This window comes from Leifsonia sp. Ger2509, from assembly GCF_055231915.1.
In genome coordinates this window covers 1,035,816-1,048,591 of record NZ_JBUYVB010000003.1, presented here as the reverse complement: position 1 = coordinate 1,048,591, position 12,776 = coordinate 1,035,816, and the positions used below count along the sequence as shown (strand labels likewise).

Below are 12,776 nucleotides of genomic sequence, written 5' to 3'. Positions count from 1 at the left end.
GCTCCCGGCTAGAGGTCGGCCGGGTTGTCGACGATGCTTTCGATGTTGATCTGCAGCGTCGTACCCGAGAAGGTCTCGACGTATCGGCCCACCTTTCTGATAGCTTGCCACGTCGCGGGGTCTACCCCGTTTCTCGGCACACCGGTGGCTGAAATCGTGATCGGGATGTGAATTCCGGCTGACGGGTCCATTCCGTGCTCCCGGACGCGCCGTTCGAGTGTCACCTGGAGCTCGCGCGCCTGATTCTGGCCGAGTCTCACGGGGTCGCTGATCAGCAGCCAGATCGCCGTGAGAAGACCGTCGCGCTGGTCGCGGGTGAGCAGTCCGGCGAGGCCGTCGGGGTCGCTCACTGTGACGGCAGGCCCGAGCAGGGCGGATTCGGTGACCGCGTGGTAGAGCCAGGTCTCGCGGCGGCCCTGGATCAGGTGCAGGCGCAGCTCGGTCGCGATGGAGGCCGCCTCGGACGCCGTGTGCTCGTCGAGGGGCAGCGGTGTTCGCCCCGTCGCGACCCCGTCGAGGAGGCGTTCGGCCGCGAGGTCGAGGCGGGCGAGCTCTTCACTGGCCATCATGCCGACGGCGAAGCGCGGGGAGCTCACCGTGCTCTGCACCTGTACGAGATCGAGTTCGAGCTGGACGACGGTGCGCAGCGATCGCACGATCTGCACGCCGAGGAGCGGCGGTGCGACGGAGAGGGCGATCGTGATGAAGGCGGGTCCGAGTGCGAACGGGTCGTGCTGGCCGTGGAGGGCGAACGCTCCGGCGAGGACGATGCCGAGCGCGATCGAGGTCATCACGATGTCGCGCGGAGGCCGGAGTGTCACGCACAGCAGCAGGGCTGCCCCTACGGCCACGGCTGCCGTCGGCGGGGCCCCCCGGTCTCCGGAGTTCCAGGTGCCGGCGATGTCGAGCCCGACGACGACGGCCCACGCGGTGAGTGCGCCGGCCCACAATCCGGTCGGCAGTTGTTCGGAGTAGCGGCGGTGGACGACCAGCCCGACGACGAGCGTGGCGAACAGTATCGCCCACGCGGCGATCGTGTAGCCGATCGCGGGGTAGCTGTCCAGGTTGAGCAGCATGACCACCACTTGGTAGGCGATCAGTACGCAGCCGGTGAGGTTGAAGCCGATTTCGAGGCGGGAGCGGTTGAGCGCATCCCGTTCGGTCGCGCTCGTCACCGTGGATGCGAGGGATGCGGTCACTTCGGCACCTCCAGCACCACGGTCGTGCCCGATCCGGGCGAGGAGAAAAGGCGGGCGTTCCCGCCGACGTCGCGGAGCCGGGCGACGATCGACTCGGTGAAGCCGAGCCGCCCTTCTTCGATGCTGGCGACGTCGAACCCTTTGCCGGAGTCGGTGACCATCGCACGCACAGTCGTCTCGTCGTCGGTGATGGTCACGTGCGCTTCGCTGACGCCGCTGTGCCTGCGCACATTCTCGAGGCATTCGGCGAGGGCGAGCAGGAACGAGTCGAGCACGTCGCTGGGCAGGAGCACCTGGCCGGTCCCGTGCCAGTTGACTTCCAGCCCCATCCGTTTGAAGCGCTGTTTGACGGACTCGAGCGTGTTGCCGAGGGTGGACTCCTCGACGGGTTTGAGCTTGTAGTCGCCGGAGGCTGTCGGGTCGGGGTTGAAGCCGAGCCGGAGCTGCCGCAGGAGCGCAGCATCCTCTGCCGCCTGCTCGATGAGCGCCGAGGAGCTGACGCCGACGCCCGAGTGGGCGAGCAGCGTGAGCGTGGCGAGCACGGTGTCGTGCAGGAGGCGCGCACCCTGGCGGCGGCGGGCTTCGGTCTCACTCGCGTGGCGCTCGACCCGGTAGGCGCGGCTCATGGTGGTGATCCGCTTGAGCGTGCGGGGCACGGTGCGTGACAGCCACACACCGGTGATGGTCAGAGCACACCATCCGGCGAGGGTGAGCGCGAGAGGCTCGGCGAGGCGGGATCCGGTCAGGAGGAGGGCGCCGGCCACGGCGGTGAAGGTGACCGCGAACGAAATGACGAGGGCCGTGACCCGTCTCGGCGTGGTGACGAGCACGATCGATGTCGATGCGACGGCGCCTCCGGCGAGCATCCCCACCGCGCTCAGCGCAGCCGGGTTGAGCCGCACACCCGGGAGCACCTGCATCAGGACGAGCGCCACGCCGGCGGCCACGATCGTGACCACCCAGATGCCCGGGTGCAGCGAGCCGAGACGCAACTGGCCGTAGGCGAGCCCGGCGAGAAGGACGACGGAGGCCAGGTAGAGCGGCAACGGCATGGCGCCGGGGATGCTCAGGCAGAGCAGTGTCGTCGCGGTCGCCGTCAGGCCGACGTACCGCGCCGTGGTGCTGAGAAGGCGATCACGCTCCCTCTGGATGCGCGACATTCGACCTTCTCTCATCGGCGGGCGGAACTCCAGCGCATCCGCGCCGTCGTGTGTTCCGCGCGTCTTGTCTATACCGCGAACAGACGGCGAAGCTGCTCGCCGACGAGGTCGTCTTCGATCAGGAAGCCGTCGTGTCCGAAATCAGACTCTAATACGACGGTGGAGTCTCCGTCGATGTTGCCGGGCAGGTGTCGCGCGATCTCCACCTGGCCTTCGAGGGGGAAGAGACGGTCGCTGTCGATGCCGACGACCAACGCGCGCGACGTGGCGCCGGCCAGCGCTGCCTCGACACCGCCCCGCCCGCGCCCGACGTCGTGCGAATTCATCGCCTCGACGAGGGTGATGTAACTGTTCGCGTCGAACCTCCGGGTGAACTTGTTCCCGTGGAAGTCGAGGTACGACTCGACGGCGAAGCGCCCGCCTTTGCCGAGCGGGCTGATCTCGCTCTGCCACTCCCGTTCGAAGCGGTTGTTGAGCTCGGATGGGCTGCGGTAGTTGAGGAGCGCCATCCGTCGCGCGAGAGCGAGGCCTCGGTGCGGGCCGTCCCCGTCGTCCGCGTCGTAGTAGTGGCCGGACCGGAAGAGGGGATCGGTGCGAACGGCTTCGATCTGCACGGAGTTGAGCGCGATCTGGTCCGCGGTGGAGCGCGGTGGTGCGGCGATGACGGCGACCCGCTCGACGCGCTCCGGATAGCCGACCGCCCACTCGAGCGACTGCATCCCGCCCATGGATCCGCCGATGACCGCGGCCCAGCGTCCGATCCCGATGGCGTCGGAGAACGCGGCCTGCGCGTTGACCTGGTCGCGGATGGTCGTGAACGGGAAGCGCGGACCCCACTCGTAGCCGTCGGGGGCGAGCGAGGCGGGTCCGGTGGACCCTTGGCAGCCGCCGATCATGTTGGGGGCGACGACGAACCAGCGGTCCGTGTCGATGGCCTTGCCCGGCCCGACGATCCCGTCCCACCAGCCGGCGGTCGGATGCCCGGGGCCGCCGGTTCCGATCAGGTGGCTGTCGCCGGTCAGCGCGTGCAGGACGAGGACGGCGTTGTCGCGCGCGGGGGAGAGCTCACCCCAGGTCTCGTATGCGATCCGCACGTAGGGGAGGTTCTCTCCGCTTTCGAACGTGAAGGCGCCGATCCCGGCGAACTGGCGGTTGCCCGCGGGGTCGCTCTCGCGCCAGGCACCGCTCGCCGGGGGCTTGCCGAGGAGCGACCGGACCTGCGCCTCGGTGATGAAACTCGACGGCGCCGTGTCTGCCGATGTCTGCCACTCCATAGCCCAATTCTCTCTGACCGCAGGGTCGCCCGTCGCCGTGTTACGTCGCGCGCGCGTGCCGCCGACGTGGCGGGCACAGGAGATACGACGGAGGGCCCACGATCAGGTGATCGCAGGCCCTCCATCGGTGAACCGCTAGGCGCGGGCGGCCTCTGCGACGGAGCGTGCAGCGGCGAGGCCGGCGTCGAGGTCCGCCTTCAGGTCGTCGATGTTCTCGAGACCGACCGAGAGGCGGACCAGGCCCGGGGTGACCCCGGCGGTCAGCTGCTGCTCGGGCGTGAGCTGCGAGTGGGTGGTAGACGCCGGGTGGATCACCAGGCTGCGCACGTCGCCGATGTTGGCGAGGTGGCTGAACAGCGTGAGGTTGTCGACGAGGGCTGCGCCCGCATCCACCCCGCCCTTGAGTTCGAACGACAGCACCGCGCCGACGCCCTTCGGGGCGTACTTGTTGGCGGCCGCGTACCACGGGCTCGTCGGGAGCCCGGAGTAGTTGACGGACGCGACATCCGGGTGGTTCTCGAGGTACTCGGCGATCTCCTGGGCGTTCTGCACGTGGCGCTCGACACGGAGGGAGAGGGTCTCGATGCCCTGGATGAGCTGCCAGGCGCTCGCGGGGGCGATCGCCGAACCGAGGTCGCGGAGCAGCTGCACGCGCGCCTTGATGATGTAGGCGAGGCCGTCGCCGACCGCGGCCGTGTAGCTGGCGCCGTGGTACGACGGGTCGGGCTCGGTGAGGCCGGGGAACTTCGCGACGTTCTTCGACCACTCGAACTTTCCGCCGTCGACGATGACGCCGCCGATGACCGTGCCGTGGCCGCCGAGGAACTTCGTGGCGGAGTGGATGACGATGTCCGCCCCGAACTCGAACGGGCGGATCAGGTACGGCGTCGCGATCGTGTTGTCGACGATGAGGGGTACGCCCGCCTCGTGCGCGACATCGGCGACCAGCGAGATGTCGAGGATGTTGATCTTGGGGTTGCCGATGGTCTCCGCGAAGAAGAGCTTCGTGTTCGGGCGGACGGCGCGACGCCATTCGTCGGCGTCGTCCTGGTTCTCGACGAACGTGGTCTCGATGCCGAGCTTTGCGAGCGTGTACTTGAAGAGGTTGTAGGTGCCGCCGTAGATCGAGCTCGACGAGACGATGTGGTCGCCGGCCTGCGCGATGTTCAGCACGGCGAACGTCTCAGCGGCCTGGCCGGATGCGACGAGGAGGGCGCCGGTGCCCCCTTCGAGCGCTGCAACGCGCTCTTCGACGACCGCCTGTGTCGGGTTCTGGATGCGCGTGTAGATGTTGCCGAACTCGGCGAGCGCGAACAGGTTCTTCGCGTGCTCGGAGTTGTTGAACACATACGAGGTGGTCTGGTAGATCGGCGTCGCCCGCGCATTGGTGACGGGGTCGGGCGATGCGCCCGTGTGGATCTGCTTGGTCTCGAACTGCCATTCGGCGGCGTTGGTCATTGTGCTCTCCTGGGAGTCGGGTGGTCGGTGAGCGTGATCCTGTCACCGCAATCCTCAGGCTAGGCGCGCATCCGGCACGCGGCAACGAAGCCGAAATACTGCGTAATCCGGGCGGACGAGGAAAATAGGGGTCATGACGAAAAGGCGAGTGGTCGTGACGGGTGCGAGTTCGGGCATCGGGGCGGCGACAGCGCGGCTCTTCCGCGCCCAAGGCTGGGATGTCGTGGGTGTCGCCCGGCGCACCGAGCGTCTCCAGGCGCTCGCCGACGAGATCGGGATCGCGGTCTTCACCGCGGACCTCACGAACCAGGACAACGTGGATGCACTGCGTCGCCACCTGGAGGAGACCGGGCCCATCCATGCGCTCGTGAACAATGCCGGCGGCGCGCTCGGGCTCGACACGGTCGAGAAGTCCCTTGCCGAGGACTGGGTGCGGATGTTCGACATCAATGTCGTCGCGACCAAACGCGTGATCGAGGCGCTGCTCCCGCTGCTGCGCAACGGAGCGGCCCAGAGCGGGCACGCGGACATCCTGAACGTGACGTCGATCGCCGCCCACACCGCGTACGTGGGAGGCGGAGGCTACAACGCCGCGAAGTTCGCCGAGCACGCGCTGACCGAGGTGCTGCGGCTGGAACTGAACGGCGAGCCCATCCGCGTCATCGAGGTCGCACCGGGCATGGTCGCGACGGAGGAGTTCTCCCTGGTGAGGTTCGGCGGCGACAAGGCGCGCGCCGATGCCGTCTACGAGGATGTCCCCGACCCTCTGACCGCGGAGGACATCGCCGAGACGATCGTCGCGGCCCTCGAGCGGCCCCGACATGTCGACCTCGACCTGATCGTGATCAAACCGGTGGCGCAGGCCGCGCCCTACCGCTTCCACAAGGGCGAACTCGCAGTCCGAGACGACAGCTGATGGCCGCGAAGCCGGAGCCGGCCGGGAACACTGAGGCGCGCGACCGCTGGGAGGCCGTGACGACGTGGCCGCTGCTGATCGCATCGGTCCTCTTCCTCATCGCCTACTCATGGCGCATCCTCGACCTGCACCCGTCGCCGACGCTTGTGGTCGTCCTCGCCACCATTCTCATCGCCGTGTGGGTGGCGTTCGTCGTCGACTACATCGTGCGCGTCTGGCTGAGCCCTGACAAATGGTGGTTCATCAACCACAGCAAGGTCGACCTGCTGTCGGTCTTCATCCCGATCGCCCGCCCGTTCCGTCTGCTCAAGTACCTGGGGAGGCTGCCCCTCCTGGGCGGCAATTCGGGCGCCGCGCTGAGGCGCCGGGTCATCATCATCGCCGCGACGTTCGTCGTGATGTTCATTTACGTGATCTCGCTCGCCGAATACGCCGCCGAACGGGACGCGAAGGGTGCGAACATCACGAGCTTCGGGGACTCGATCTGGTGGGCGTGCGTGACCATGGCCACTGTCGGCTACGGCGACTACTTCCCGATCACCATCATGGGTCGGGTGCTCGCCGTCATCCTCATGATCGGCGGTGTCGCGATCGTCGGTACGGCGACGGGAACGCTGGTGTCGTTCCTCAACGATCGGATGGTCACCGTTCGCACCCGCGAGCAACGCGATCGCATGGCGATCGTCGAGGACGACGAGCCGAGCGACTCCGAACCCGGCTGACACGCGGGCGGGGGGATGGCCACAGGTGCGGCCATCCCATCGACGTCCTCAGGCGACCGGCGCAGGAACTTCCGCCACGCCCTCCTCCGGCGCGCTGTCCGCGAACGCGAGCTTCGGCACGAAGAACAGCAGCACCGCGGCGACGAGGGCACCGAGCCCGCAGATCGTCCACACCAGCATGTAGCCGAAGAGGCTCGCGGCGGTCGCGGTGACCGCTGTGGCACCGGTGAGCAGAACGACGCCGAACACGGCGGATGCGAACGATCCGCCGATGGTCTTGGTGGTGTTCGTGAGGGCTGCGGCGATCCCCGTCTGTCCGCGTGGCGCGGCAGCAGCAGCGGCCGCAGGCAGCGCACCCACGAGCGCCCCGGAGCCGACGCCGGCGATGCTCATGTTCAGCATCACCTGCCAGGTCTCCTGGTGGAACGGGAGGAAGAGGAGATACCCGATCGCGACGAGGAAGGATGCGCCGATCAGCGCCACGCGCGGCTTCGTCCACTTCGAGACGAGCGGGAAGAGCACGGCGCCGACGATCATCGACACCAGGTAGACGCCGATCAGCGTCGAACGGTCACTCGCATCGAGCCCGAGTCCGTAGCCGTTCTTCGGGTCCGTGCCCGCGAACGTGCTCAGCGGCGCCTGCGCACCGAGCAGGCTGATGCCGATCAGACCGGCCGTCAGCTGCACCGGCCACATGTTCGGCTGCCGGAACACCCGGATGTCGATCGCCGGGTCGTCCTGGCGGAGCTCGTAGCGCACGAAGGGCACGATCACGGCGACTCCGATGACGATGAGCGCCCACACCCAGACGGCGCCGGGGCCGTTGATGCGCAGGAAGGTGAGGCCAGACGTGATCAACAGGAGCGACAGCGTCAGCATGGTGAAACCGGCGACATCGAGGCGTCGCTTGCCCGGCATCGGCTCCGACTCCGGGACGCCGAACCAGATGGCGAAGAAGACGAGCGAGACAGCGATCGCCGGCACGATGAGCGTGAGCTGCAGGTTCTGGCCGAACGCGGTGAAGAGGCGTCCCGCCGCGAGCGCGCCGACGATCGCGCCGACCTCGAGGGCGACGACCAGCAGGCCGGCCGCGCGGCGGGTGCGGGATGCTGCGGTGCCGGTGCGACGGCCGCGGTCGAAGATGAGCGCGATCTCGAGTGGGAGCCAGACCGTATAGAAGCCCTGCAGCGCGAACGCGATGAGGTAGCCGGTGAAGTTGCCCGCGAACGCGATGCCCCACGACGCCAGCGCCGTGAGCACCGTTGCAATCAGCAGGATGCGCTTGTGGCCGAACATGTCGCCCAGCTTCGCCAGCACCGGCACGACGAGCGCGGAGAGCAGCAGCTGCGCGGCCTCGAACCAGTTGTAGTCGGCGTCATGGATGCCGAGATGCTTGACGATGTCGGAGATCAGGGGCACGTAGTAGCCCTGCAGGATCCCGCTCGTGATCTCCACCAGGAACAGCCACCCGATGAGGCCGGCTGTGATGCCGATCGTGCGGTTCGTGCGGGTTCGGGCACCCGTCTTCGTTGACGTCATTCGAGGATGCTAACAGCACGGAAGCGCACCCCGGGTACGGTAGGTGGATGGCCACCGACATCGACGATTCAGGAACCGCCGTGCTCACCGAGACCGAACGAGAAGTGCTCGGCTGGCTCGAGTTCGGAGAGGCCGCCCGGCACCTCGCATCCGAGGTCGTGGAGAGCGGTTTCCAGCCCGACCTGGTCGTCGCCATCGCTCGCGGTGGGCTGCTTCTGGCAGGCGCCATGTCGTACGCGCTCGGCATCAAGTCGTGCGGCGCGCTGAACGTCGAGTTCTACACCGGGGTGGATGCGCGCCTGCCCGAGCCCGTCGTCCTCCCGCCGATGATCGACCAGACCGCGCTCGACGCTAAACGGGTGCTGCTCGTCGACGATGTCTCCGACTCGGGACGCACACTCGCGATGGTCGTCGAGTTGATCGAGGCGAGCGGGGCAGAGGTACGCACGGCCTGCCTCTACACGAAGCCGCGGACGGTGCTCGAGCCTGACTTCTTCTGGCGGCGCACGGCGCGCTGGATCACCTTCCCGTGGTCCGCGCTGCCGCCGGTGACCGCCGCGACCGGGGCATAGGCGGCCACGTGGTGCCCAAGAGCCTGGCGGAGCTGGCGGCCGACGGCTCGATGGATGCCGGCTGGGCGCGTGCTCTCGAACCGGTCGCCGACCGCATCGCGGCGATGGGCGACTTCCTCCGTGCGGAGACCGCTGCCGGCCGGGGCTATCTGCCGGCCGGACCGAACGTGCTGCGTGCTTTCGCTGCGCCGCTGGAAGACGTGCGCGTGCTGATCGTCGGCCAGGACCCGTACCCGACACCCGGCCACCCGATCGGCCTGTCGTTCGCCGTCGAACGGCACGTGCACCCGCTGCCGCGGAGCCTGCAGAACATCTACACCGAACTGCGTTCCGACCTGGAGATCATGCCACCCGCGCACGGCGACCTGACCGCGTGGAGCCGGCACGGCGTGATGCTGCTCAACCGCGTGCTCACCGTGCGGCCGGGGGAGCCCGCCTCGCACCGGGGGAAGGGATGGGAGCAGGTCACCGATCACGCCATCCGCACCCTGGTCGGCCGTGACCAGCCGCTCGTCGCCATCCTGTGGGGCCGCGACGCCGGCACCCTGAAGCCGATGCTCGGCGGGACGCCGGTGATCGAGTCCGCGCATCCGAGCCCCCTGTCCGCATCCCGCGGCTTCTTCGGTTCGCGCCCGTTCTCCCGGGCGAACGCGCTGCTCGAGAAACTCGGAGCAGCCCCCGTCGATTGGAGTCTCGACGACTGATCGGCCCGGCCGGAGAGCGTTAACGCGGCCGAAACAGCGCAGGCGTAAACTCGCATGGTGCTTGAGGAGGAATACCAGACCCGACGCGAACTGCCGCGCCACCTGCGTAAGCCTGCGCCGGAAGAGCCCCCGTTCGAGTACTCGATCCGTGATGCTGCCGCCGGCGACCTTCCCTGGGTGCGCGAGATCTACAACCACTACGTCGCCAACAGCACCGTGACCTTCGACGAAGACGCGATGACGCTGCGCGAATGGAAGTCCAAATTCGCCTACCTTCAGAAACTCAAAATGCCGTTCATCGTCGCGGTGTCCCCGAACGGCCAGATCCTCGGATACGCGCTCGTCTCGCCGTGGAAGCAGAAGCGCGCCTACCGGTTCACGGTCGAGAACTCGATCTACCTGGGCGCCGCCTCCACCGGCAAAGGCCTCGGTCCGGTGCTGATGCAGGCGCTGATCGACAAGTCGAAAGCCGCAGGTCTGAAGGAGATGATCGCGGTCATCGCCGACAAAGGCGCCGAAGCCTCGATCAAGATGCACGAGAACTTCGGCTTCACGGAGATCGGGCGGATGGGCAGGGTCGGCTACAAATTCGACCGCTGGCTCGGCACCGTGCTGATGCAGAAATCGCTGAAGTAGCCATGACGCGGTCGTAATTCAGGAACTCATGTGACGGATGCGCACCAGCGCGACGCGCCCCGGCCGCTCGGGTACACATCCGCCCCTCCCGGCACACACGTTCCTGAATTGTGAACGCGGCGCCTTGCGCGTGCGTGAGACCGTGCCGGGCTCGGACACGCACAACAACGGTTCGGTAACGTGCGCTGCGCGGGGCGGTTGGCGCTTGCTAGGGTCATCCCAATAGGTTCCACGATGTATGTGTCGGGGGGAATATGCGCCGCAGGAGGGTAGTGTCGACCGCACTCGCGGCGCTCGTCGTCTTCGGTCTGTCCGGCTGCGTGTCAACGGTGGCCAAGTCCCCTTCCCACACCCACGCCGCCAGTCCTGCTCCGGCGCCGACTCCGACACAGGCCGTCGCAACCGCGCCGACGAATCGCGTCCCGACGACCTGCGATCAGCTGGCATCGCCGAGCGCGGCGAATACCGTCGTAGGCGGGCCGGTCTCTCTCGTGACCTCGAAGCAATTCACCCTGAACCCCCTTTGGTACGCGAATGATCGTGTCGGAGCGTTGGAGTGCAGGTGGAACGTCCCGACGGAACCCAACGTGTACCCCCGGAACGAGCTCTATGTCGGGATCGTCGCTGGTGGCTCTCAGGCGGCGCTCGACTATTTCCACGGCCAAGTGGGTGGGCCGGGGGACGGCACGAATGAGTCGTTCTTCAATTGCGTACCCGGCAACACGCTCTGCGGCTTCGGCCAGATGTCTGGGGGGTACGCGATGCTCGCGACAGCGTCGAACAAGTCGGGCAGCCTCGATTCGGCGGCAGCGCGGAACCTGTTCGGCTCGATCCAGACGCTGATGGCATCGTTTCCGACTGCGACTCCTCTCTGGCAGCCTCCCACCGCGTCGCTTCAGGGAGTCCCGAGCACCGGGTTCCTTCCCCTCGCCGAGCTCGACGCGATCACGGGCGCCACGGGCATGCACGAAGTCAGAGCCGAAGGCGGCGAAGATGCGATCTCCCTGCTCGGGGCGGCCACGATCGTCGGCGGCTTCTACACGACCTACAGTGAGAGCGCAGGGACGAAAGCCATCCAAATCGCGGATCTTCCCGGTGGCACGACGTATTACGACGCCGAGCGGGCAATGCTCGACCAGGGCGCGACGAAGACGCAGCCAGTCACGGGCGTCGGCGAACAGGCGTATTCCTGGGCTGGCAGGTTCAACCCGCAGGATGATGCGACAACCTATCTCAATGTCGAAGCAGGCAATAGCTGGGTACAGGTCTCGAGCGCCACGCTCGGCCTCGCCACATTGAAGGCGACAGCAGCGGCAGTGCTCACACACCTCGGCTACACGGGATAGTCCGCACGCCGCAGTTCGTGCGCTCCCACACCGAGTCCTGAATCGTGTGGTTGGCACCCCCCCGGCACCCGCGCCGTGAGTCGCAGGAGTCCCCGAATAACGATTCCGACAATCGCGCGATTCCGCGATGCACGGTGGGATAGTCTCCTCGTGTCCAGGCTGACGCGATCCATTCTCGGGGGGGCATATGCGATACGCACGCACGACCGCGGCGCTCGTAGCGACCGCTTCAGTTGCCCTGCTGGTGGGGTGTGCGCCGAGCGCGCCGGTGCCGACGACCACCACCGCATCCGTCGCCACTGCGACACCGACGCCGACGGCGCCGGTCGCGACTGCGCCTGCGTTGCGCGTCCACGCGACCTGCGATGAACTCGTGCCCCCGTCGATGGTGCAGGAGTTTGCGGGCAAGGCCCTTTCTCCGGTGGCGCCGTCAAGGACCAGCTCGGTGACGTCGTTCGGGGATGCCCGCGTGGGCGCGCTCGAGTGCCAGTGGTCGGACGGCCGTACGACAGGCGTGGATGGGACGGCACTGTATCTGACGATCGCACCTGATGTGACCCGCGCCGGCTTCGAGTCGTTTCTGAACGGAGAACAGGGCGGGGACACGCAACCTTCACCGCTCGGGCCGGACACGTACCTGGTGTCCCAGGGCAGTACGCCCGTCGGATTCGAATTCCTCACCGAGCATTACGGGGTGAGCGCAACCGTCTTCAAACCCGCGGCAGTCACGCTTGCGCCGACGGCGGCGGCCACGCTGCTGCAGCGCGTCTACGGCATCGTCTCGGTCCTTCCCGCGCCGGACCCCCTGTGGCATCCGACGCCGGACCTGCGTGGCGCCACCGACTGCGACAGTCTCGCGACGTCTGATCAGCTCGCAACGACGGTCGGTCTCCACAACGCTCGCGTGGTGAAGGACGACGGGGGCGAATATTCGCCGTCGCTGTACGACATCGATCGGCAGGTCGGCGGCTACTGGTGCGATTGGGTGTCGGACACTGAGTCGGCGGATTTCGCGAGTGTCGCAATGCTTCCCGGCGGCGCAACCTACGCGGCCTCCGCTGTCGCCGGCTCGCATGAGATCGCCGGACTCGGAGACTCGGCATTCCTCAGCCCGGGTGGACGGCTCGACGTCATTGCAGATGGTGGCTGGGTTCAAGTGGCAGCCAGTGGTGCTACCGATGACCAGCTTGTCGCTCTCGCACGGACGGTGCTCCAGAACAACGGCTACGCGCAGGGCTGACACGCGGGCG

11 protein-coding genes and 1 pseudogene are annotated in these 12,776 nt (G+C 67.5%); 7 read left to right on the top strand and 5 right to left on the bottom strand.

Annotation, left to right across the window (positions count from 1 at the left end; all coding sequences use genetic code 11):
• Positions 1-8 precede the first annotated feature (8 nt).
• The 4 genes and pseudogenes from ACV7NN_RS05340 to ACV7NN_RS05325 all read right to left on the bottom strand — a co-directional run.
• Positions 9-1,199, bottom strand: coding sequence for a hypothetical protein (locus tag ACV7NN_RS05340; RefSeq protein WP_463348541.1), 1,191 nt, complete (start codon positions 1,197-1,199; stop codon positions 9-11).
• Positions 1,196-2,359 (bottom strand): sensor histidine kinase, encoded by a 1,164-nt coding sequence (locus tag ACV7NN_RS05335; RefSeq protein ID WP_463348540.1) that lies wholly within the window; start codon positions 2,357-2,359, stop codon positions 1,196-1,198. Before ACV7NN_RS05335 ends, ACV7NN_RS05340 begins: the two co-directional genes overlap by 4 nt.
• Before the next feature lie 68 nt (positions 2,360-2,427).
• The gene (gene metX / locus ACV7NN_RS05330) at positions 2,428-3,633 is read right to left on the bottom strand and encodes a homoserine O-acetyltransferase MetX (protein WP_463348539.1); all 1,206 of its coding nucleotides are present in this window, start codon (positions 3,631-3,633) and stop codon (positions 2,428-2,430) included.
• Positions 3,634-3,768: 135 nt separating this feature from the next.
• Positions 3,769-5,094: pseudogene (locus ACV7NN_RS05325) on the bottom strand (bifunctional o-acetylhomoserine/o-acetylserine sulfhydrylase); the annotation flags it as partial.
• A gap of 130 nt (positions 5,095-5,224) precedes the next feature.
• Here ACV7NN_RS05325 and ACV7NN_RS05320 point away from each other — a divergent pair.
• Together ACV7NN_RS05320 and ACV7NN_RS05315 are read left to right on the top strand one after the other, a co-directional pair.
• Positions 5,225-6,007: an SDR family NAD(P)-dependent oxidoreductase gene (locus ACV7NN_RS05320; protein WP_463348538.1), complete on the top strand. Its 783-nt coding sequence runs from the start codon at positions 5,225-5,227 to the stop codon at positions 6,005-6,007.
• Positions 6,007-6,729 carry a potassium channel family protein gene (locus ACV7NN_RS05315; protein WP_463348537.1) on the top strand — a complete coding sequence of 241 codons (723 nt, stop codon included), beginning with the start codon at positions 6,007-6,009 and terminating at the stop codon, positions 6,727-6,729. Before ACV7NN_RS05320 ends, ACV7NN_RS05315 begins: the two co-directional genes overlap by 1 nt.
• A gap of 48 nt (positions 6,730-6,777) precedes the next feature.
• On the opposite strand, the gene ACV7NN_RS05310 is transcribed toward ACV7NN_RS05315, so the two are convergent.
• On the bottom strand, positions 6,778-8,268 hold the full coding sequence (locus ACV7NN_RS05310) for an MFS transporter (protein ID WP_463348536.1): 1,491 nt from the start codon (positions 8,266-8,268) through the stop codon (positions 6,778-6,780).
• Positions 8,269-8,315: 47 nt separating this feature from the next.
• Between ACV7NN_RS05310 and ACV7NN_RS05305 the strand changes: the two genes are divergently transcribed.
• From ACV7NN_RS05305 to ACV7NN_RS05285, 5 genes are all read left to right on the top strand, one after another.
• Positions 8,316-8,840 (top strand): phosphoribosyltransferase, encoded by a 525-nt coding sequence (locus ACV7NN_RS05305; RefSeq protein ID WP_463348535.1) that lies wholly within the window; start codon positions 8,316-8,318, stop codon positions 8,838-8,840.
• A gap of 50 nt (positions 8,841-8,890) precedes the next feature.
• Positions 8,891-9,544, top strand: coding sequence for a uracil-DNA glycosylase (locus tag ACV7NN_RS05300; RefSeq protein WP_463351240.1), 654 nt, complete (start codon positions 8,891-8,893; stop codon positions 9,542-9,544).
• Between the two features lie 57 nt (positions 9,545-9,601).
• Positions 9,602-10,180 carry an N-acetyltransferase family protein gene (locus ACV7NN_RS05295; protein ID WP_463348534.1) on the top strand — a complete coding sequence of 193 codons (579 nt, stop codon included), beginning with the start codon at positions 9,602-9,604 and terminating at the stop codon, positions 10,178-10,180.
• A 587-nt stretch (positions 10,181-10,767) separates the two neighbouring features.
• On the top strand, positions 10,768-11,526 hold the full coding sequence (locus ACV7NN_RS05290) for a hypothetical protein (RefSeq protein WP_463348533.1): 759 nt from the start codon (positions 10,768-10,770) through the stop codon (positions 11,524-11,526).
• A 187-nt stretch (positions 11,527-11,713) separates the two neighbouring features.
• Entirely contained in the window at positions 11,714-12,766 is a 1,053-nt protein-coding gene (locus tag ACV7NN_RS05285) for a hypothetical protein (protein ID WP_463348532.1), read from the top strand.
• Positions 12,767-12,776: the final 10 nt, after the last annotated feature.